The 21,393-nt window shown below is 44.1% G+C and carries 22 protein-coding genes and 1 other annotated feature; of the genes, 8 read left to right on the top strand and 14 right to left on the bottom strand.

Going from position 1 to position 21,393, the window contains the following annotated elements; all coding sequences use genetic code 11:
• Positions 1 to 18: 18 nt before the first annotated feature.
• Both torC and torE read right to left on the bottom strand, forming a co-directional pair.
• Positions 19 to 1,200, bottom strand: a complete 1,182-nt coding sequence (gene torC, locus MSG34_RS11905; RefSeq protein WP_017060299.1) for a pentaheme c-type cytochrome TorC — start codon at positions 1,198 to 1,200, stop codon at positions 19 to 21.
• A 50-nt stretch (positions 1,201 to 1,250) separates the two neighbouring features.
• Positions 1,251 to 1,433, bottom strand: coding sequence for a trimethylamine N-oxide reductase system protein TorE (torE, locus tag MSG34_RS11900; RefSeq protein ID WP_008222628.1), 183 nt, complete (start codon positions 1,431 to 1,433; stop codon positions 1,251 to 1,253).
• A 437-nt stretch (positions 1,434 to 1,870) separates the two neighbouring features.
• On the opposite strand from torE, the gene MSG34_RS11895 reads away from it, so the two are divergent.
• The gene (locus MSG34_RS11895; protein WP_050621868.1) at positions 1,871 to 2,665 is read left to right on the top strand and encodes an ABC transporter permease; all 795 of its coding nucleotides are present in this window, start codon (positions 1,871 to 1,873) and stop codon (positions 2,663 to 2,665) included.
• 354 nt (positions 2,666 to 3,019) lie between these two features.
• Here MSG34_RS11895 and focA read toward each other — a convergent pair whose 3' ends face one another.
• Positions 3,020 to 3,862: a formate transporter FocA gene (gene focA, locus MSG34_RS11890; protein ID WP_248337543.1), complete on the bottom strand. Its 843-nt coding sequence runs from the start codon at positions 3,860 to 3,862 to the stop codon at positions 3,020 to 3,022.
• A 362-nt stretch (positions 3,863 to 4,224) separates the two neighbouring features.
• Positions 4,225 to 5,532: an ATPase gene (locus MSG34_RS11885; protein WP_248337541.1), complete on the bottom strand. Its 1,308-nt coding sequence runs from the start codon at positions 5,530 to 5,532 to the stop codon at positions 4,225 to 4,227.
• 257 nt (positions 5,533 to 5,789) lie between these two features.
• On the opposite strand from MSG34_RS11885, the gene MSG34_RS11880 reads away from it, so the two are divergent.
• From MSG34_RS11880 to MSG34_RS11870, 3 genes are all read left to right on the top strand, one after another.
• The gene (locus tag MSG34_RS11880) at positions 5,790 to 6,020 is read left to right on the top strand and encodes a TIGR02647 family protein (RefSeq protein WP_017060280.1); all 231 of its coding nucleotides are present in this window, start codon (positions 5,790 to 5,792) and stop codon (positions 6,018 to 6,020) included.
• A gap of 114 nt (positions 6,021 to 6,134) precedes the next feature.
• Entirely contained in the window at positions 6,135 to 6,989 is an 855-nt protein-coding gene (locus tag MSG34_RS11875) for an NAD(P)H-binding protein (RefSeq protein WP_248337539.1), read from the top strand.
• Entirely contained in the window at positions 6,982 to 7,647 is a 666-nt protein-coding gene (locus tag MSG34_RS11870; protein ID WP_248337537.1) for a YdcF family protein, read from the top strand. The genes MSG34_RS11875 and MSG34_RS11870 overlap by 8 nt, the downstream gene beginning before the upstream one ends.
• A gap of 150 nt (positions 7,648 to 7,797) precedes the next feature.
• Here MSG34_RS11870 and MSG34_RS11865 read toward each other — a convergent pair whose 3' ends face one another.
• Both MSG34_RS11865 and cysS read right to left on the bottom strand, forming a co-directional pair.
• On the bottom strand, positions 7,798 to 8,376 hold the full coding sequence (locus MSG34_RS11865; protein WP_017060277.1) for a thymidine kinase: 579 nt from the start codon (positions 8,374 to 8,376) through the stop codon (positions 7,798 to 7,800).
• Positions 8,377 to 8,473: 97 nt separating this feature from the next.
• Positions 8,474 to 9,859 carry a cysteine--tRNA ligase gene (gene cysS / locus MSG34_RS11860; RefSeq protein WP_017060276.1) on the bottom strand — a complete coding sequence of 462 codons (1,386 nt, stop codon included), beginning with the start codon at positions 9,857 to 9,859 and terminating at the stop codon, positions 8,474 to 8,476.
• A gap of 352 nt (positions 9,860 to 10,211) precedes the next feature.
• On the opposite strand from cysS, the gene MSG34_RS11855 reads away from it, so the two are divergent.
• From MSG34_RS11855 to MSG34_RS11840, 4 genes are all read left to right on the top strand, one after another.
• Entirely contained in the window at positions 10,212 to 10,706 is a 495-nt protein-coding gene (locus MSG34_RS11855) for a peptidylprolyl isomerase (RefSeq protein ID WP_017060275.1), read from the top strand.
• A gap of 84 nt (positions 10,707 to 10,790) precedes the next feature.
• The gene (gene lpxH, locus MSG34_RS11850; protein ID WP_248337535.1) at positions 10,791 to 11,525 is read left to right on the top strand and encodes a UDP-2,3-diacylglucosamine diphosphatase; all 735 of its coding nucleotides are present in this window, start codon (positions 10,791 to 10,793) and stop codon (positions 11,523 to 11,525) included.
• Positions 11,526 to 11,648: 123 nt separating this feature from the next.
• Positions 11,649 to 12,866, top strand: coding sequence for an EAL domain-containing protein (locus MSG34_RS11845; protein ID WP_248337533.1), 1,218 nt, complete (start codon positions 11,649 to 11,651; stop codon positions 12,864 to 12,866).
• Positions 12,867 to 13,002: 136 nt separating this feature from the next.
• Entirely contained in the window at positions 13,003 to 13,515 is a 513-nt protein-coding gene (locus MSG34_RS11840) for a YchJ family protein (protein ID WP_248337531.1), read from the top strand.
• Between the two features lie 257 nt (positions 13,516 to 13,772).
• Here the strand turns inward: MSG34_RS11840 and hisIE are convergent, their stop codons facing one another.
• From hisIE to hisG, 8 genes are all read right to left on the bottom strand, one after another.
• Entirely contained in the window at positions 13,773 to 14,423 is a 651-nt protein-coding gene (gene hisIE, locus MSG34_RS11835) for a bifunctional phosphoribosyl-AMP cyclohydrolase/phosphoribosyl-ATP diphosphatase HisIE (protein ID WP_009848800.1), read from the bottom strand.
• Entirely contained in the window at positions 14,420 to 15,193 is a 774-nt protein-coding gene (gene hisF / locus MSG34_RS11830; RefSeq protein WP_048609396.1) for an imidazole glycerol phosphate synthase subunit HisF, read from the bottom strand. Before hisF ends, hisIE begins: the two co-directional genes overlap by 4 nt.
• Positions 15,175 to 15,912, bottom strand: a complete 738-nt coding sequence (hisA, locus tag MSG34_RS11825; RefSeq protein WP_248337528.1) for a 1-(5-phosphoribosyl)-5-[(5-phosphoribosylamino)methylideneamino]imidazole-4-carboxamide isomerase — start codon at positions 15,910 to 15,912, stop codon at positions 15,175 to 15,177. Before hisA ends, hisF begins: the two co-directional genes overlap by 19 nt.
• Before the next feature lie 43 nt (positions 15,913 to 15,955).
• On the bottom strand, positions 15,956 to 16,570 hold the full coding sequence (hisH, locus tag MSG34_RS11820; protein WP_017060268.1) for an imidazole glycerol phosphate synthase subunit HisH: 615 nt from the start codon (positions 16,568 to 16,570) through the stop codon (positions 15,956 to 15,958).
• A gap of 9 nt (positions 16,571 to 16,579) precedes the next feature.
• Positions 16,580 to 17,668: a bifunctional histidinol-phosphatase/imidazoleglycerol-phosphate dehydratase HisB gene (hisB, locus tag MSG34_RS11815; protein WP_248337526.1), complete on the bottom strand. Its 1,089-nt coding sequence runs from the start codon at positions 17,666 to 17,668 to the stop codon at positions 16,580 to 16,582.
• Between the two features lie 131 nt (positions 17,669 to 17,799).
• The gene (hisC, locus tag MSG34_RS11810) at positions 17,800 to 18,840 is read right to left on the bottom strand and encodes a histidinol-phosphate transaminase (protein ID WP_048609393.1); all 1,041 of its coding nucleotides are present in this window, start codon (positions 18,838 to 18,840) and stop codon (positions 17,800 to 17,802) included.
• A gap of 9 nt (positions 18,841 to 18,849) precedes the next feature.
• Complete coding sequence (gene hisD, locus MSG34_RS11805) at positions 18,850 to 20,151, bottom strand: histidinol dehydrogenase (protein WP_248337525.1); 1,302 nt, start codon at positions 20,149 to 20,151, stop codon at positions 18,850 to 18,852.
• Positions 20,151 to 21,047, bottom strand: coding sequence for an ATP phosphoribosyltransferase (gene hisG, locus MSG34_RS11800; RefSeq protein WP_029223418.1), 897 nt, complete (start codon positions 21,045 to 21,047; stop codon positions 20,151 to 20,153). Before hisG ends, hisD begins: the two co-directional genes overlap by 1 nt.
• Before the next feature lie 53 nt (positions 21,048 to 21,100).
• Positions 21,101 to 21,236, bottom strand: a sequence feature (His leader region).
• Positions 21,237 to 21,393 lie beyond the last annotated feature (157 nt).

Here is a 21,393-nt window from a genome sequence, read left to right as displayed (position 1 = left end):
ACTCCAATTGACGTCTTATTAGTGATGGCCTTCAGAAAAATCTGATGAGTGCTTCTGTAGATACTTAAGAACAAGTGCTTCTGTATCTGTATCGAAGTTAACGAATGCAATCATACCATCTAGCATGCCTACCCAACCGTTAGCGCTGAAGTGAGCTTCATCTGGCTGTGAGTGACACGTTGAACAGTTAGATTGGTACGCTTGACCAGCTGCGTTCCAGATTGGATCGAAGTTATCAACCATAGACTCTTTCTTCATCCAAAGTGCTAGGTTAACTTCTTCCCAAGGAAGGCCAGTTAGCTCATCTTCTTTCTTCTCACCAACAGTGATTACGTCACTTTGAGATACTTCTTTCGTCAAGATTGCAGTCGAGATGTTCATACCGAAGTCTTCTTGGATTACACGTCCGAAGCCTTTCGCTTTACGCCAACCGTCGATTTGAATCTTGATCATGTCGCCTTTTTCGTCGATCACAGCAACTTTACTTGCAGGGCTTAATAGACCCGCTTCAACTTCAGCTGTTTCATCTGTGTACATTGGTAGGTGACGAATAGAGATCACGTCTGAACCATTTGCGTAAGATGTGCTGCTTGCTACATTTTCTAGCTCGCCAACAATACCGCTTGCTGATGCCATATCTAATGGAAGGTTGTGAGCAATACCTTTGTGACAGTCAACACAGCTTTGATCACGCTCTGCCGCGTTCTTCATCTGGATACGTGCTGTTGGGCGCATGTTTTCGAAATCCATTGAATCGTAGTTGTGGCAGTTTTTACACTCTAGAGATTTGTTCGAAGAGAAACGATCCCATTCGTGTTTAGCCAGTTCGATACGACGAGCTTCGAATTTCTCAGGTGTATCTAAGTCACCAAACACTTGAGCGAATACTTCTTTAGATGCTTGCATCTTACGAGCAATTTTTGCTGTCCATTCATGTGGAACGTGACAGTCAGGACAAGTAGCACGTACACCAGAAGTGTTTTTCCAGTGAACCGTTTCTTGTAGTTCTACGTATACGTTGTCACGCATGGTGTGACAGCTTACACAGAATTCTTCTGTATTTGTGTGCTCTAGAGCTGTGTTAAAACCGCCCCAGAAAATAACACCGGCGATAAAGCCACCCATAGTTAGTACACCAAGACTGATGTGTACCGCTGGGCGAGTCATTGTGCGCCATAATTTAACTAAAAATGATTTCATGTTTAGCTCTCTTAAATATTGATTTTAAAAAATGTTGTTACTAGAGGGCATTACATGCCGCCGTGAGCACCAGGAGGTCCGAATACAAACACTTGCAGTGCCCAAACTAGGAAGCCGTAACCACCTACAAAAGCCACACTTAATATTGGAAAGAGAACCACCGCGATGAAGAGGAAAGACTTCCACTCCAACGAGCGTTTTTCGCCAGTTTCAATTTTATTAACATCACTCATACATTTTGCCTATTTTGTATTTAGTAATTTCGAGTAACCCATTCTATGGGGCTAAAGTTCTTAAGTATCTAACGACAAATTTTAGACCATACTCAAAGTAGGGTTCAATCAAATCTCCCGTTATAACCCTTGCTAATCAATACTTTTTTGAGCTCATCCAAAGTTGTTTTTAGTTAAACAAAGTTATTAAAAAGTATTAACAAATGTGAAGAATTAAGTATATTTCACAAATGTTAAACTCCAACACCTGCGCAACCATATTGTAACCAATTTTAACGTTTTACCTACTAAGTAGTAGCCAAAAATGCCTCAAACAACCAATATTTTGTGGTTTGATTGTTAAATTATTGAGTATTTTTTAAAGCAACGGCTGAGAAGCTGAAATGCATCATTTGGCACTTTCAGATATGATGGGGACCTACTTAAAAGGAAACATTATGCAAGACGTTATTGATATATCTTGGTGGCAGTTATTGTTCTTCAGCTCACTTCTCTTGCTACCCATTACCATCAACCACAAGTTAAAACTCGGCCTTGGCAAAGAGGCTTCTATCAGCATCATTCGTATGGTTATTCAGCTATTTCTGGTGGGACTTTACCTAGAATACTTGTTCACTTTGAATAGTTTGTGGGTCAATTTGCTGTGGTTATTTACGATGATTATCGTCGGTGCAAGCTCGATTGTTGAAAAATCTAGACTGCCAAGAAACCTACTTTTGGCTCCTGTCGCCGTTAGCCTTGCGGTAACTTGTGTACCTATTGTCTTGTTCATCTGCTTTTTCATCATTAAGCCGACACCGGTTTTTAACGCGCAGTACCTTATCCCAATCGCAGGGATGTTATTGGGTAATAGCTTAAGCAGTAATATCGTGGCATTGCAGAACCTGTTTAGTGCCTTTGAAACACAGAAATCAGAATATGAAGCAGCAATCGCGTTAGGCGCGTCTCCTACTTATGCTGCTGCGCCTTTTGTACGTAATGCGATACAGAAAGCGATGTCCCCTATCATGGCCTCTATGGCAACCACAGGCCTAGTAACGCTGCCGGGAATGATGACGGGGCAGATCTTAGGTGGTGCTTCACCGATGATCGCGATTAAGTATCAACTGATGATCATGCTGGCGATTTTCGTGATGATGAGCTGTTCTTTAGCACTTGCGCTTCACCTCTCATTGAAGACATCTCTGACCAAAGAAGGGCGAGTTCTCGCTCAAATACAGCCTTCGAAATAGCCTCCCTACTCCACTTAGATCTGGTTACTCACTGAATTTGAGACAGGTTATCCACAGAAACTGTGGATAACCAAATCAATATAGATCCTTTTTTGTCCATTTCGACCCAAGGAAAGATCATCGCCTTTGATCTTTGGGTGATTTCAAAGACATATACACACATGGTGATCAGCGCTGTTGCGTACTCAGATGATCATTAGAGAGATGAAGAAGTAGGTTTTCCACAAATAAAAAACGGCCTGCAATGCAGACCGTCTTGTAAATGTCATAAGTCAGTTCAGTGTTTCCACAGAGCGTTAACTCATTTCGTCAACTGAGTTAGTCACGCCATCTTTGTCGATAGCGCCACCTTTATTAGTCACGTAGGTAGATCAACCAGTACCACATGCCAACAAAGATACCGCCGCCAATGATGTTACCTAAAGTCACAGGCAATAGATTATTCATCAGAAAGTCGATCATGTTTAAGTCGACATAATCGGCAGGGTTAGCACCTGTCATGGTCCAAAATTCAGCCGGAGCAAATGTTTTGATACCGATAGCTAAAGGCACTTGGAACATATTCGCAATACAGTGCTCGAAACCAGCCGATACGAACATCGCTACAGGTAAAATCATTACCGCAATTTTGTCAGTCAGTGTGCGTCCACTAAACGTCATCCATACCGCGATACAAACCAATACATTACACATGATGCCGAGCGCGATAGCTTGGATAAAATCGTGGTGCATCTTATGTTGGGAGATCGCCATTGCATTCAAACCCACTTGACCGTGGTCGAACATGTACTGTTTGGTCAGTAACATACAAGCCACCAGCAGCAATGCGCCAATCAAGTTACCTACATAAACTGTAGCCCAGTTCTTAACGAGCGTCCGCCAACTAATCTTGCCACTTGCACGAGCAACCAGAGTCAGCACCGAACTGGTAAATAGCTCACCACCGGTAACAACAACGAGAATTAAGCCCAAGCTAAATGCAAGGCCACCTAATAGGCGAGTAATACCCCAAGGCAAATCACCAGCACCAGTCGTTACGATGGTGTAGAACACAAACGCAATACCGATGTGTATGCCAGCGGAAATCGCTAGGAGAAAAGATTTGATTGGATCTTTGGTTGCTTTACCTACGCCAATATCTGCAGCGCGCTCAGCCATTTGTGGCGGTAATAATGAGTCAAATTGGTTTAGATTCATGATGATTTACATTTTGAAACATGTCGTCGGGAGCGCGATAATCCTCTCTTTCATTTCTGAATTCAAGAGCTATTTTAGGCACAAAATAGCTCTAACAGCCTTGTTGAAAGCAAATAGTCCGAGTTATTCCAAATTCATACGACTTTAGTAGTAAAAAGAAAACTCTGCTGAATGATTAGTTATCAGCATAGAAAATAACACACCTATAAATATCAACAAGTTACGTTAAAACCAAAAGAATAACGTACACTAAAATGGCTCACAGAGCGCTTTTATTTCTAGATTTTGACATAGATCAACAGAACGTAAAAAAGCGCCCTAAGGCGCTTTTAACTCAATCACAAATAAAGAAATTAGTGATGCTAAACCGAAGGTTCAATCACTTCTTCTGATGATTGTTCTAGGGTTGAATCCTCTAGAGTAGATTCAACAGCCGGGGACATCACACCAGAGTCACTTTCGTTGGCAACTTTGCCACCTAAGCTTTTCAAACTATCCACTAACTCTTCTAAGCTTTTAATGTGAGCATCACTCTTGGTAATCTGCTCACCGAGCAACTCACTGTGCTTGGTTGCTTCAGACAGTTGCTGCGCTTGCTTCTGGTTTTCAGACTCCAGCTTAGCCAATTGCGCAGTCAAAGTTTCAATCTCTGACTTTAAAAGTCCTGTCATATCAGAGCGTTTTAACGCTTTAACACTCGCTACAATCTTCTGTGATTGCTGACGTAAGCCAACATCACGGTAATCTTCATCATTGACGATTTGTGAAATGCTCAGTAGCTGGTTCTCTGCATTCAAAACCGACTGTTCGAACTGGTCGCCTTTTACGCTCGCCAGCACTTTGACTTCATGAGCAACACTGCGCACGTGGTTCAATTCAAACTCTGCAGCGTGAACCGCATCTTCAATGATCGACTTTTCACGAGGGCTAGCTTTCACTTGGCTTTCGGCCAACGCAATTTGAGATGCCGCCTTAGCAAAGGTTAGAGGAGCAACGTCATCAAAGTCTTCATCTTCCAAGAACTCTAATTCGTTCTTCAAAGGTTCGATGTATTTCTTATGCGCCACTTTAACTTCTAGTAAGCGAGCATTGTTAAGAAATTCCACCTGAGCTTCTTGAGCGTCTTCAAGCTCATCGACCAGCACATACTCGAACAACTCGCTGTATTCTGAATACAAACGTTTGTAGCTCGAGGCAAACATGGTATCTGCGCCAAGAAACTTCAGGTAATCCATTTGGACAATCGAATCAGCGAGCACTCGGTCAGCCTTCTTCTTTAACACTAAGATCGAGTCATAGTTTGATTTGATCAAAGCGATTTTTTCATCGAACGCTTCTGCGTAAGTTAGGCTCGAAAAAATGGAGTAACTCTTGGTTATTCGAGTTTCGTCTTTCAGTAAGTCCGCATAAATGCTTTCAGCATCATCCCATGCGTCTAATAGTTCATTGTAATTCTCTGGTGCATAGAGAGACAATTGAGCATGGTCTTCAAGCTTAACTTCCCATTCGGAGTAAACGCTTTGGACAGACTGAAATGAACGAACCTCTATTGTCGATTCATTATTGTTGTTTGTGGTTTGGTTCGCGTCTGTCTGCTCTGAGGGTGTGCTTTGACAACCTGAGATAGCAAATAGCATACTGATCGTTAATGCTACTTTGTTCGCTCTCACTTATGCATATCCTTTTTATACAATATTCGCTCAATGCAAATTATTTCTAGTCACAATATATTACAACCACTTAGCAATAAACATCATTGATGATTTAAGTGGGTGCAAATCACCCAATATAACCAAAATAAACTCATCACCCGATGATTAATCAATCAATTTGGTATCACTTATCAATTCTCTTTATTTGCTATTGCCTGAGCCGAGAATGCGCACTAAGGTGAAGGTAGAGAACGTTATGAATATATAGGTTAATTATGAAGTACAACGCTGAACATATTGCTGATTTAAACCTCCTTCTTCAATTTGATGTAAGTAGTGCTGCTACTGGAATTAAAGTTCATCAAGAGGCTGCTCAAGAAACTCAAGACGCTGTTAAGCGCCTATTCGAAAAAAACCTTTGTACTCAGCCAGACGGCGGTTATCTAACTGATGAAGGTATCGAGATGGCAGAGCGCGCAGACAAGCTTCTTCGCGTACTAAACTAAAACTCCATTGTTCTAGTAAAAACTCCACTTGCTTCGGCCGTGGAGTTTTTTCATTTTTGGGCAAAGCTTTGTTAGGCTTAATGTAAATTCGTCATTTGCAGTTGTGAGGAACACATGGCTTCTATATTTATTGTCGGTGCAGGATGGGTAGGTGCACCTTTATCTGAACATTTAGAAAAACATGGTAACCGAGTGGTGGTCACGAAAACGACCCAAGCGGGAGCAGATGCCATTGGTAGCGAACAAATTCCATGTGAAGTGTTTAGCTTTGATTCATCCGATCCACAACAGACTATCGGGCGACTCTATTCATTGTTACTCGAAAACAACACTGAAATTGTGATTGGCAGCTTCCCTCCTGGCTTTAGAAAAGGAGCAGGACAAGAGTATGCCGACTATTGGCAGCAACTCACCAATGCATGCCAAAAGGCCAACATTAAAAAGCTCATTATGGTTAGTTCAACCACGGTATACCCAACCAAGCCGGGTGTGTTGAACGAGCTGGATGCATCACTCCCCCTTTCAACCTCAGGTAACGAGAACGCGTCTTCATTTTCCGATAACGCACGAATCATGCTGCAAGCTGAACAGTCAGTGATTGATTCCGGTATCGACTACACCATTCTTCGCTTTAGTGGCTTAATCGGCCCAAGCCGTCACCCATCACGCTTCGCAAGCAAGTTAAAACAAGTCAGCACCCAAGCTCCAGCCAACATGCTGCACCTTGATGACGCGATTGGTGCTGTCGATTTCGCTATCAGTCAACTGCACAACGAAGTAGTTAACGTGACCACACCAAATACGGTCAGTAAGGCGGAGTTTTATGCCGCGGCACTGAAAAGCGCCAACAGTAGTGAGCCTCTACCGGACGTTGTTGATACCCCAGACAAGTTAATCTCTTCGAAGAAGATTCTCGACTTAGGTTATTCATTTAAATTCGAATCCACACTGGACGCACTTCATGACTGAACAATCTATTGCTAACAAAGATCCCAACATAAAACTGCATCGCTCAGTCGACACTCTTTGGAACTTTATGTCTATGGGTCACAAGGTTACGCCTTCAGACTGTATCTTTGTGTTGTGCAGTAATGATACTCGTGTCGCTGAGTACGCAGCGGATCTGTATAATCAAAAGGTCGCGCCTTACATTGTTTTTTCTGGTGGTGTGGGACGCTTTACGGAAGGAAGCTTTGAACGCTCAGAAGCAGAAACATTCGCTTCTATCGCACGAGATTGTGGTGTGCCTGACTCTGACATTATCATAGAGAAATACGCGACAAATACTGGGGAAAATGTACGATTCACTCATAAATTGCTGACAGAGCAAGGGTTATCGCCGAAGAGGCTAACCTTAGTTCAGAAGCCCTTTATGGAGAAACGTACCTACGCCACCTTCAGCAAACAGTGGCCTGAAGAAACGACAGAAGTCACGGTGACTTCAAAATGGCAGGATTGGGTTGATTACTTTAACGAAGAGTTGCCGTTAGACATGGTGTTAGGTGCGTTGATTGCTGATTACGAGCGAATCAAAATCTACCCAGCGAAAGGCTTTCAGATTGAGATGCCGATCCCCGACGACGTTGACCACGCCTATCAAGCATTGAAGAAGCTCGGTTTCGAATAAGTCAAAAGATCGACTTCGAATAAAATAAAAGCTCGATCGGGAATAAAACAAAAGCTCGGCTTGGAAGAAAGCAAAACACAGGCCCAATAAACAAAAACGGTGACACTTGGTCACCGTTTTTCGTTCTTTCGCGTTAGCAAATAGATCGGCTTATTTACCCAACGCTTCTTTGTAGTGCAGACGGCAAACAGAAACGTATTTGTCGTTACCGCCAATAGCCACTTGGTCGCCCTCAGCAATCGCCACACCGTGCTCGTCGGTACGAATTACCATGTTCGCTTTACGGCCACAGTGACAAATTGTTTTCAACTCAACAAGTTTGTCTGCCCAAGACAATAAGTAACGGCTACCTTCAAACAGTTCACCCAGGAAATCGGTACGTAGGCCGTAACAAAGTACAGGGATGTGAAGCTTATCAACCACTTCTGTTAATTGGTATACCTGCTCCTTCGATAAAAATTGGCACTCATCGATCAAAACACAATGACGCTTTTCTTCCTCATTGAGCTTTTTGATCGCATCAAACATGTTGGTGTCATTTTTAAACAGCTGAGCTTCAGATTGCAGACCAATTCGTGAGCTCACTTTACCGATACCATAGCGGTCGTCCAACGCTGCCGTAAAGATCACTGGCGTCATGCCACGTTCTTGGTAGTTGAATGAAGATTGAAGAAGCGTTGTTGATTTACCCGCATTCATTGCCGAGTAATAAAAATACATCTGAGCCACAGAAATATTCCTGTTAATTAAAAGTTGAAGATAGAAAAGGTGAAATAGAGAATTCGTGCTAGAAAAAAGGGCTGAAAATCAGCCCTTTTTATAAGATTTACTTACGACGCCAAGTCGTACCTTCTGGGCCATCTTCCAGAACAATACCCAACTCGTTTAGCTTATCACGCGCAAGATCGGCGTTTGCCCAATCCTTTGAAGCACGAGAGTCGTTACGCAGTTTGATCAACGCTTCAATTTCAGCTACTTCGTCGTCGTTACCAGCCGCATCACCTTGAAGGAACGCTTCTGGCTCTTGGTGAAGAATACCGATGATGTCTGCTAGTTCACGCATCAATGCACCAAGTCCGCTTGCTTTTTCAATGCTTTCAGGCTTGATACGGTTGATTTCACGAGCCATTTCAAACAGTACTGAATAAGCTTCAGGTGTGTTGAAATCATCGTTCATCGCTGTAGAGAATCGAGTCACGTACTCTTCGCCACCGGCAGGAGCGGCTGTAAGGTCGAGGCCACGAAGTGACGTGTATAGACGCTCTAGTGATGCACGAGCTTGGTTTAGGTTATCTTCGCTGTAGTTTAGCTGGCTACGGTAGTGACCAGACATTAGGAAGTAACGTACCGTTTCAGCATCGTAATGTGCTAGCACGTCACGGATAGTGAAGAAGTTACCCAGTGATTTAGACATCTTTTCTTTGTCTACCATCACCATACCACTGTGCATCCAAGTATTTACATATTGAGTGCCGTGCGCGCAGCAAGACTGTGCGATTTCGTTTTCGTGGTGAGGGAACTGCAGATCTGAACCACCACCGTGGATATCGAAGTGGTTACCAAGAATAGACGAGTTCATTGCTGAACATTCGATGTGCCAACCTGGACGACCCGGGCCCCATGGCGATTCCCATGTAGGTTCACCTGGTTTAGACATCTTCCAAAGAACGAAGTCTAATGGGCTACGTTTTGCAGATTCAACATCAACGCGAGCACCCGCTTGAAGCTGATCAAGATCTTGCTTTGAAAGCTTACCGTATTCGTCGAATTTCTTTACTTCAAACATCACGTCGCCGTTGCTTGCAACGTATGCGAAACCACGTTCAATCAGCTTTTCAACAAGCTCAATGATTTCAGTGATGTATTCTGTCGCACGAGGCTCAACATCTGGACGCTTCATGTTCAATGCATCAAAGTCAGCGTGCATTTCACCGATTAAACGCTCAGTCAGAGAGTCACAAGACTCACCGTTTTCGTTAGCGCGTTTGATGATTTTGTCATCGATATCTGTGATGTTACGAACGAAGTTCAAATCGTAACCAAGGTAACGAAGGTAGCGAGTTACTACGTCGAAAGAAACGAACGTACGACCATGACCAATATGACAGAGATCGTATATGGTTACCCCACAGACATACATGCCGACTTTGCCAGCTGTAATTGGTTTGAATTCCTCTTTCTGTCTTGTGAGCGTGTTATATATCTTCAGCATGATCTCTATCTATTTTATGGATTAATCAAAATAAGCTCGCAGTATAACAAGTCATACCTTAATAGGTAATCCCCAAAAGCAGGAATTATACCAATCACAGTAAGTAGATGGTCATAAATAGCGCAGAAAAAATGCTTGAGAACAAGGAAGAAATTTTCGATAAGTAGTTATTCTACATTCAAAATTTCTAACGACGTTATCAAGTGTTTTAACAAGCTAGGATGACCAGTTATTTGCGACGATTGGTATTATCTCAAACATCTGAGTTAAGTGAATGATTTGGTGATTTGAAAGTCTGCCAACATGCGCTAGAATTCGAACTTCATATTAAAAAGACAGTAAGGTAACAATCATGATCATCCTTCACACAAATTTTGGTGACATCAAAGTTCAACTTAACGAAGAAAAAGCACCAGAAACAAGCGCAAACTTTCTACAGTATTGCCGTGACGGTTTCTACGACAACACACTATTCCACCGTGTTATCGATGGTTTCATGATTCAAGGCGGCGGCATGACTTCTGGCCTTAAAGAAAAAGCGACTCGTGCAACGATCAAGAACGAAGCAAACAACGGTCTTGCAAACAAAGTTGGTACGCTAGCAATGGCTCGTACTATGGAACCGCATTCAGCGAGCTCTCAGTTCTTCATCAACGTTAACGACAACTCTTTCCTAAACTTCCGTAGCGAAAGCCTAGACGGTTGGGGCTACTGTGTATTCGCAGAAGTTGTTGAAGGCATGGACATCGTAAACAAGATTAAAGGTGTAAGCACTGGTTCTATGGGTATGCACCAAGATGTACCTCTAGAAGAAGTGATCATCACTGGTACTACAATCGAAGCTTAATCCATCGTTTTCGATTAGTATTAATAATTGATGAGCCGATAAAATCAGGATACAGGGAGCGAATCGCTCCCTTTTTTTAGACCTATGAAAACATATTTTATATCAGATCTGCACCTTTCTCCGTCACGACAAGACATCACTGACTGCTTCTTAACCTTTATGAAAAAGGAAGCCATAGAAGCGGATGCACTTTACGTGCTAGGCGACCTTTTCGAATTCTGGATTGGTGACGACGATAAGAGTGAGTTCGCAACTTCTATCCGCCAAGCGTTTATCGACTTAGTAAAAACAGGCGTGCCTTGTTACTTCACTCAAGGGAACCGCGACTTCTTAGTCGGCAAAAAATTTGCTAAGCAAACGGGCGTTCAACTTCTCGATGAAGTTTCTACGATCGATATCTACGGGCAAAAAGCGGTGGTGTTGCATGGTGATACATTATGTACTGAAGACGTAAAGTACCTCGCCTTTCGTGAAAAAGTGCATCAGCCATGGTTACAATGGGTCTTCAACCGAATCCCATTTTTCATCAAGAAGAAAATTGTTTCGAAGGTTCAATCAGATATCAAAGATGACAAGCAGACCAAGTCTCTCGACATCATGGATGTGACACAGCAAGAAGTCGAAGATGTGATGGAACGAAACAATGTCGATTTGATGATCCACGGCCATACTCATCGCCCAGACATCCATACATTCAATGCTAATAATTGCACTAAAACCCGTGTCGTACTTGGCGATTGGTATACGCAAGGCTCAGTGCTGGTGTTCACGCCGCAAAGTTGTGAACTACAGAATCGAGCGTTTAGCAATAGCTTTTAACATCACTATTAAACTTTCACTTTGATTATTATTATCGGTCAGACTTTCTTAGAAAGTGTATGGTAATTTCTAGTGAATTAGCTATTATCTCTCTATCAGAAATAAACCGAACACAGTACCAAGTTGAAATATTCATACGTAGCGCGTCAACCAATACTCGACACAGGCAAGAAAACCATAGGTTACGAGTTGCTATTCAGGGATGGTCCTAAGAACACTTTCCCTGAAGTAGAGCCGGAGCTCGCTACTAGCCGTTTGCTTTCCGATCACTTCTTATCGACCCACTATAATACGTTGGGTGATAAGCTTGGTTTCGTGAACTTCCCATACGCAAGCCTAATCAACTTAGTCCCTACTCTGTTCCCCAAAGAAAGCCTCGTTGTTGAGGTTCTTGAAGACTGCGAACCGACAGACGAGTTACTTGAAGCAATCAAAACCATCTTTGACGCGGGTTATACCATTGCGCTAGACGACTTTGTGCCAAGTAAAGCTTGGAAGCGCTTCTTACCCTACGTTTCAATTATCAAGTTCGATATCCGTTTAACACCAATTGCCAAAGCAGCGATGTTTGTGAACTCTCTCAAAGGACTAGATATCAAGTTCCTTGCTGAGAAAGTGGAAACGTACGAAGAATACCAAGAAGCGAAAAAAGCAGGCTTCACCTACTTTCAAGGTTATTTCTTTAGCAAGCCAGAGATGATCCAAACACGTGCACTCAACCCAGCATTCCTGACGACCGTTCAGCTGTTAAAAGAGATTGCGCACGATCCTATCGACTTTGGCGAAGTTGAGCGTTTGATTACGCTCGATGTGACCATGTCGTATAAGCTACTTACCTACGTCAACTCCGCTGGCGGTTCACCAACAACGATTCGTTCATTCCGCCAAGCGCTTATTTACCTCGGTGAACAAAAGCTGCGTAAGTTCGTTTCACTGGTGGCTATCGCATCCGCGAAAGAAGATAAGCCGGACTCACTTTATGGCTTAGCGGTAATACGCGCACGTCAGTGTGAACTCTTGGTTGAGAAGATGAATGTTAAGGTTGAGCCTGGACAAGCATTTTTGACCGGTATGTTCTCTCTATTGGACTCACTCTTTGACCAACCATTGAAACAAGTACTCGATTCAGTGCCGATCGACATCGAGATCAAACAGGCCTTGATTCAACGTAAAGGCGTGTTAGGCGCTGTATTGGCGATGGTGGTTGCTTATGAACAAGCTCGTTGGGATGAAGCGACTCGTATTCGCCAGCTTCTCAAACTGAGTGAAGCTCAACTTGGTCAAGCTTATGACGAAGCGACGACTTGGGCTCAAGAGCTATTGTCTCCAGCCTTGAAATAGTAAACTTCGCGCTAACACTTTGATAATTTCAATAACTTCAACAGAAACTAAACTTTGGTGAGCGATCGTTTCTTGGTAAACTCCCACGCATTCATTTATGGCCTCTTAATAGAGGCCATTTTTACAGGATCTGACTATGTCTTTATGCCCATGCGGTAGCAATAATACTTACCAACATTGCTGTGAATCAGCGCACCTTAACCACAGCGCCGTTGAAACACCTGAGCAATTGATGCGCTCTCGTTATTCCGCGCACGTGTTGGGTTTGGTTGACTATGTTGTTGCGACTTACCACCCTAGCTGCAATGCAGAAGCACAAAGAGAAGGCATCGCCGAATCTATCGACAGTGATTGGTCAGGGTTAGAGGTCATCGATACTGCGGCAGGTTCACACCAAGACGAAGGCTTTGTTGAATTTAAAGCTTACTTCAATGAAGACGGCGCACAATACTGTATGCAAGAGCGCTCGCGTTTCGTTCGTGAAAACGGCCTATGGTTCTATATCGACGGTGAGTTCCCAGAGCAAGAAGAAACTACACAGCCAGAAATCGATCCTCGCTTAAACCAAACGGTTGAAAGCTTCAAGATCGGCCGTAATGACCCGTGTATTTGTGGTAGCGGAAAGAAGTATAAGAAGTGCTGCGGGTAACTCGCACGAATAAGAAGTCAGACTAATAGAAGAGATTCCTGATGTCGCTTAGGCTCCTCGGAATGACGTAAAGTCAGAGTTTAGAAAAGTGACGTAGGGCTTAGAAATCTTGAAATCTTGAAATCTTGAAATCTTGAAATCTTGAAATCTTGAAATCTTGAAATCTTGAAAATTAAAAAGCTAAAAAGCCCCGTAAACATATTTGTTTACGGGGCTTTTATCTATCTGTTACGTAGTTCGATTAATCTCAACAGAGCTTACTTATGGCGCTCTTTTAATTTGTTCACCACATCGTTCATCGATAAGCCTTGGTCTTGTAAAAGAACCATCAAGTGATAAATCAAATCTGCTGATTCACACACTAATTCCGCCTTATCGCCCGACGTCGCCGCAAGCGCGACTTCAACGCCTTCTTCGCCCACTTTTTGCGAAATACGCTTGGTGCCACGGGCATATAGACTGGCAGTATAAGAAGATTCAGGGTCTGCGTCCTTGCGGGCAGCCAGTAGCTGCTCAAGCTGATGAAGCCACACCATCTGAGACTCTTCTTGCTTGTCTCCATCCCAACATGTTGTTGTACCTGTGTGGCACGTTGGGCCAATGGGATTAACTTTAACCAGTAAGGTGTCGCTGTCACAGTCCAAGGCGATGTTTTGCAGTTGCAATACGTTGCCCGACGTTTCACCTTTCGTCCAAAGACGCTCTTTGGTGCGAGAGAAAAACGTCACATTGCCTGTTTCACCGGTTTTCTCAAGTGCTGCTGGGTTCATGTATCCCATCATTAACACTTGGCTCGATTGGTAATCTTGAACAATAGCTGGCACTAAGCCATCGACTTTTTCCCAGTTAATACGCTCTGACAATGCGCCTACTTCTGTTTTTGATAAGCTTGCGGTTTCAAAACTCATAGTCGCACCTCTACATCTTGTTGTTTTAAATATTGTTTAAGTTCACCAATATTGATGACTTGCTTGTGGAATACCGAAGCCGCTAGCGCTCCATCCACGTTGGTCTTCTTATAGGCTTCAGCAAAGTGCTCCATCGCGCCAGCGCCACCAGAGGCAATCAATGGCACATTACACACTTCACGCACCATGTTTAACTGATCGATGTCGTAGCCGTTACGAACGCCATCTTGGTTCATCATGTTTAACACAATCTCACCTGCGCCACGCTTCTGTACTTCCTGCACCCAATCTTTGGTTTCCCATTTGGTTGCTTTAGTACGCGCTTCATCGCCAGTGAATTGGTAAACCTGATATTTACCGGTTTCTTTATCGAAGTATGAATCGATGCCGACAACGATACACTGCACGCCAAACTTATCAGCAAGGTCAGTGATCAGTTCAGGGTTAGCCAGTGCAGGTGAGTTGATCGATACTTTATCTGCACCAAACTCAAGAATGCGCGCTGCATCTTCTGCTGATTTAATACCACCAGCCACACAGAAAGGAATATCGATCACTTCAGCTACGCGTTTTACCCAGCTCTTGTCGACAACACGGCCATCGCTTGATGCGGTGATATCGTAAAATACCAGTTCATCAGCGCCCTCTTCTGCATAGCGTTGTGCTAGCGGAACGATGTCACCAATAATTTCGTGGTTGCGGAACTGAACGCCCTTAACAACCTGTCCATCACGGACATCCAAACAAGGGATTATTCGCTTTGCCAACATGCAAATGCCTCCTCTGTGGTAAACTTACCATCAAGTAGCGCGCGCCCCACAATCACTCCAGCAACACCGCTGCCTTTAAGCGCTTCGATATCAGCTAGGCTGCCAATGCCGCCCGATGATTGGAACTGAACTTGTGGGTACTGCTTACAAAGATCAACGTAAAGCTCTACGTTTGATCCTTCTAGCGTGCCATCACGTGAAATATCGGTACACAGAACGTGTTTAAGGCCAACCGTGAGGTAGTCTTCAATTAGCGCTTCAATAGTCACTCCTGAATCTTCCTGCCAACCTGAAATCGCCACTTTACGTGTGCCGCTTTCGTCGATGTTGATGTCCAAAGCTAACACGATTTTTTCCGCGCCGTACTTCTCCATCCAACCTTTGACCAACTCAGGTTGCTTAACGGCTGTAGAACCAACCACAACGCGCTGTGCGCCAGCTTCAAGTAAGTCGACCACATCTTGCTCATTACGAACACCACCACCAATTTGGATATTGGCAGACGTACTCGCAAGTAGCTTTGCGATAAGGTCAAGTTGACGAGCCGTTGTGTCTTTTGCGCCCGTTAAGTCGACAAGGTGCAGCCAGCCAGCGCCAGCTTGGTGATACAGATTAAACTGCTCTGCTGGGTCTACTTTGTATTCTGTTACTTGCCCGTAGTCTCCTTGGAATAAGCGAACTACTTGGCCTTCAATTAAATCTAACGCGGGAATAATCATTTACATTCCTTATATGGCAACGTTAGCCGTTGCCTAATCCTTATTACAATTCCAAGAAGTTCTGAATCAGCTTAGATCCAGCTTTCGAAGATCGCTCTGGGTGGAACTGAACACCATAATAATTACCACTTTGAACCGCCGCAGTGAACGGATTACCGTAATCACATTGTGCGATTGTGTAGTCGCCCACTGGCATTGCGAAGCTATGAACAAAGTAGAAGTATTCGCCTTCTTCAATGTCTTTAAATAGAGGGTGATTAGGTGTTGCGGTGACGGTGTTCCAACCCATGTGTGGTAATGGCAAGTCGCCCGTTTCAAGTAAACGAACTTCACCATCACACAAACCTAAGCATTCAACTAACTCGTCAGCCTTTTGGCCTTTCTCTTGAGACAGTTTGCCTAACAGCTGCATACCTAAACAGATACCTAGCAGAGGCTTCTCTACTTGCTTCACAAGGGTAACAAGGTCACGCTCTTGCAGGTTCTTCATAGCCTCACTTGCTGTACCTACACCGGGTAGGAATAGCTTGTCGGCAGCAAGAACTACTTCTGGTTCTTTTGAAATTTCAACTGCGTAGCCCAGACGTTCAATCGCAAACTTCACCGATGAAACGTTGGCACAACCCGTATCAATGATAACGACTTTTTGCTCTTTCATACCGATCCCTTACAGAACGCCTTTGCTGCTTGGTAACTCATTACCTTCAACTTTGATTGCTTGGCGAAGAGTACGGCCAAACGCTTTGAACAGGCTCTCAATGATGTGGTGATCATTATTGCCATCAGAAGACAGGTGCAGCGTACAAGCCAATGTATCAGTTAGAGAACGGAAGAAGTGAACCACCATCTCTGTTGAAAGATCACCCACTTGATCGCGGCTGAATTTAGCATCGAACTTCAGGTATGGACGGCCAGAAAGGTCTAGCGCACACTGAGCCAAACACTCATCCATTGGTAGGCTGAAACCAAAACGGCCAATACCACGTTTGTCGCCTAGTGCATCTTTCAATGCCTGGCCTAGAGCAAGAGCGGTATCTTCTACTGTGTGGTGATCATCGATGTGCAGGTCGCCCTTCACAGTCAGGTTCATTTGGAAACCACCGTGTGTCGCGATTTGATCAAGCATGTGGTCGAAGAAACCCATGCCGGTATCGATCTTGTTGCCACCGGTTTCATCAAGGTTTACTGCAACCTTGATATCGGTTTCTTTAGTGGTACGAACTACTTCAGCAATACGCGCATTAACCGTCAGATCTTTAACGATTTGTGGCCAGTTAAGCGTTCCTTCAGTTTCCGCATCCGGGCCATATTGAATACCGCGGATAGCCATGTTCTCTGCCAGTTGAAGATCCGTCATTCGGTCGCCAATCACAACAGAGTGTTGGAAATCGACTTTACCGCCTTGTAGGTACTCTTTAACCATACCCAGTTTAGGCTTGCGGCAAGAGCAGTTGTCTTCGTCAAAGTGAGGGCAAATAAGCACGTCGTCAAACTTAACGCCTTGAGATTCGAAGAACTCCATCATCATATTGTGTGGCGCATCGAAATCTTCTTGTGGGTAGCTATCGGTACCTAGGCCATCTTGGTTAGTGACCATCACTAAGCGGTAACCAGCATCTTGCAAAGCAAGCAGGCTAGGAATCACTAGCGGTTCGAATTTTAGCTTGTCTAAACGGTCTACTTGAAAGTCAACTGGCGGCTCAACAATTAAGGTGCCGTCACGGTCTATAAAAAGTATTTTCTGTTGTTTACTCACTTGAACTTCCTTTTAATTTTAAATCTGGTGGCCTAGCAAAAATCAAACGCTAACCCAAAATATTGGTTTCACTTGCCAGCCTGCGATTAATCAAATCAAACTGGCAAATGTTATTACTGGTAAGCCTTTCGTTACTGATAAAAGTTACGAATGAATCCAAGTGTCTTTTCGCACTCTTCGCGGTTACCAATACTAATACGAACACAGTCTTCAATAGGTGAATTACGCAAAATAATGCCCGTATCCCAAGCTGCTTTAAATAACTCATCGCCGTTCGGGAATTTCACCAGTAAGTAGTTACCCCAGCCATCAAAAACCGTCACTTGAGGCATGCCTAATAGACCCGCCTGTAAATACGCTCGGTTAGCACTTAAATCCAGAACTTGGAACTTAGCTCGCGCTAGTCCTTGCTCTGAAAGTGCTTGAACGGCAATATCAGCAACAGGGATTGGCACAGGATAAGGCGCAATCACTTTCAACAGTACATCGATAAGCTCTTTATTCGCTAGCGTAAAGCCACAACGTAAGCCCGCCAAAGCAAAGGCCTTCGACAAGGTGCGCAGAATCGCTAGGTTTGGATATTGCTCAAGCAAATCAACGGTTGACGCTTCTGGACAGAAATCGATATACGCTTCATCCATCACCACAATCGCTTTGTCTTGAGTCATTTCAAGCAACTTGATGATGTCTTTACGATCAACCAAATTTCCGGTTGGGTTATTTGGGCTACAAACAAACACCACTTTTACGTTGTCGAGTTGAGCTTCAATAGCTGGAAGATCCAATTGCCATTCAGACGTCAGAGGCACAACCTTACGCTCAACACCAATCGTCTCTGCACTGATTGCGTACATACCGTAAGTAGGTGGGCAGTAAAGAATAGCGTCTTCGTTCGGCTCACAGAAAGCACGAATCAGTAATTCAATACCTTCGTCAGCACCACGCGTTGTCAGAGTTTGCTCTGATTTCACGCCTGCGTATTGAGCGTAAGCGTCAATCAGTTCTTTTGGCTGACACTCGCTGTAACGGTTAAGACGAGACAAGTTCAGGTTGTACTCGTTATCAAACGGAGATTCGTTGGCGTTCAACCATACATCTCCGCTGCCACCGATGCGTCTTGCAGACAAGTAAGGTGTCAGAGCCTGAACTTGTTTTCTTGCTAACTTTTCCATGCCCTACCCTTATTTCGCTTTATTTAACTTTTCAACTCGGATGGTCACAGCGCGTTTGTGTGCATCCAAGCCTTCGGCTTCCGCCATTGTTACTACTGTTGGCGCTAGACGTTTCAAGCCGTCAGCTGTTAGCTCTTGCACCGTCATTCGCTTAGAGAAATCAGCCAAACCTAGGCTTGAATACGTCTTGGTATAACCGTAAGTCGGAAGAACGTGGTTTGTGCCTGATGCGTAGTCACCTGCAGATTCTGGAGACCAGTCACCCAGGAAGATTGAACCTGCATTGTCTAACAATGGCAGCAATTCACGTGGATTCTTGGTTTGAACGATCAAGTGCTCAGGGCCGTAGAAGTTCGAAATCGCAATCGCTTGAGTGAGCGATTCAGCAATGATGATTAAGCTTGAAGCCAATGCTTGCTGAGCGATGTTCGCACGAGACAGCTCTTTCAATTGCTTCTGAACCGCTTCTGTTACTTGGTCTGCCACCACTGGAGATGGTGTTACTAGGACAACCTGAGAATCAGGACCGTGCTCTGCTTGGCTCAACAAATCCGCCGCGATGAAGTCTGCATCTGCAGTTTCATCGGCAATCACTAACACTTCAGACGGGCCCGCAGGCATATCAATCGCCGCGCCGCGGAAGTCATTGCTCACTTGACGCTTAGCTTCCGTTACGTACGCGTTACCTGGGCCAAAGATCTTATCGACCTTAGCCACACTCTCAGTACCGTAAGCCATTGCAGCCACCGCTTGACCACCACCAACGTTGTAAACCTCGTCGATCTTACAAAGCTTAGCGACATACAAGATTTCATCAGCGATTGGCGGAGGTGAACAAAGTACAACCTTACGACAACCTGCAATTTGAGCGGGAACACCTAACATAAGAACCGTTGACGGAAGTGGCGCACTGCCACCTGGAATATAAAGGCCAACAGTATTAATAGCGCGCGTCACTTGCTCACACACAACACCAGGCTGTGTCTCAACCTTAATCGGTTGAGGCTTTTGAGCTTCGTGAAACTTCGCAATGTTGCTATAAGCTTGCTCTAACGCTTGCTTCATCTCTGGTGTTAGACGAGCACACGCCTCTTCGATCTCACCCGAACTGACTCGGATAGATTCTGGAGTCACACCATCAAACTTTGCAGTCAGCTCTCTAAGCGCGGCATCGCCTTCATTTCGTACTTTTGCAATAACATCAGAAACAGTCGCTGTGATGTTTGCACCTTCAGTAATAGCTGGACGCTCTAATACCGAGTCTTGCTGTGATTCACTTAAAGATTGCCAAACAACGGTTCTCATCGTCACTACCCCATCATTTTTTCGATTGGTAATACTAGAATCGAGCTTGCACCCAACTCTTTCAGCTGTTCCATTGTTTCCCAGAACAAGTTCTCTGTACTTACTAGGTGAACGGCAACTTTGTCTTTGTCTGTTGATAGTGGAAGAACCGTTGGATCTTCAGCACCAGGCAGTAATGCTTTGATTTGCTCTAGCTGAGATGTTGGCGCGTGAAGCATGATGTACTTCGACTCTTTCGCTTGTTGAACACCCTGCATACGAGTCAGTAGTTTTTCAATCAATGCAGTTTTGTCTGCGTCGAACTCACCAACACGTTGAATCAGTGTTGCTTTAGATTGGAAGATAGCTTCTGCTTCTTTTAGGCCGTTTGCTTCTAGCGTTGCGCCTGTAGAAACTAAATCTGCGATAGCGTCCGCTAGACCTGCGCGAGGAGCAACTTCAACCGAGCCTGTTAGCATACAAGTGCTGAATTCAACACCCTGCTCATCCATGTAGGCTTTCAGTAATTGTGGGTAAGTTGTCGCAATACGTTTGCCCGCAAGATCTTGTGGGCCGTTGTATTCTTCGTCTTTGTTGATTGCGATAGAAAGGCGGCAACCACCGAAGTCTAAACGACGTAGTGTGCGAAACTCTGATGGCTCTTTTAGAGCAACACGGTCTAGGCGAACTTCTTCTAGTTCATTTTCACCGATGAAACCAAGGTCAACCACACCATCCATGATAAGACCTGGGATGTCATCATCACGAACTAATAACAAGTCGATTGGCATATTTAGTGAATGAACAACTAGGCGCTCACCCATGATGTTAAATTTAACACCACATTTTTTAAGTAGGTCTTGGCACTCTTTACTTAAGCGACCTTTCTTTTGAATTGCGATTCTTAGGCGTTGTGTCTGCATTGCTGTATCCCTGTGCAAATATTTGAATTTATTGATTATTTAAAAGCGCTAAAACTAAAAAACCCTCGGAAGACTTTGTCATCCCGAGGGTTTAAATCTAAATTCTTTGACTTAACCTCCGGGAGAATTCTTGCTCCCGGGTATACGTAAATCTCCCCGAAAGACTAGATAGGGTGATGATGGTGATGAATGTTCATTACTAATTTACGCATACTTATAAGCTCTTCAGTTGTTTGCTTTCTTATCTCCACACTAACTAAGCTGAGATCCTTTTTCAACCATTTATTCGAACTTTTTTCACGAAACTTAGAATTAAATTAACAAGCACAAAAAAGGGAGGCTAATG

This window comes from Vibrio sp. 1CM2L, assembly GCF_023161695.1.
In the GTDB taxonomy this organism is placed as follows: domain Bacteria; phylum Pseudomonadota; class Gammaproteobacteria; order Enterobacterales; family Vibrionaceae; genus Vibrio; species Vibrio coralliirubri.
This window is presented reverse-complemented; position numbering and strand designations above follow the sequence as displayed.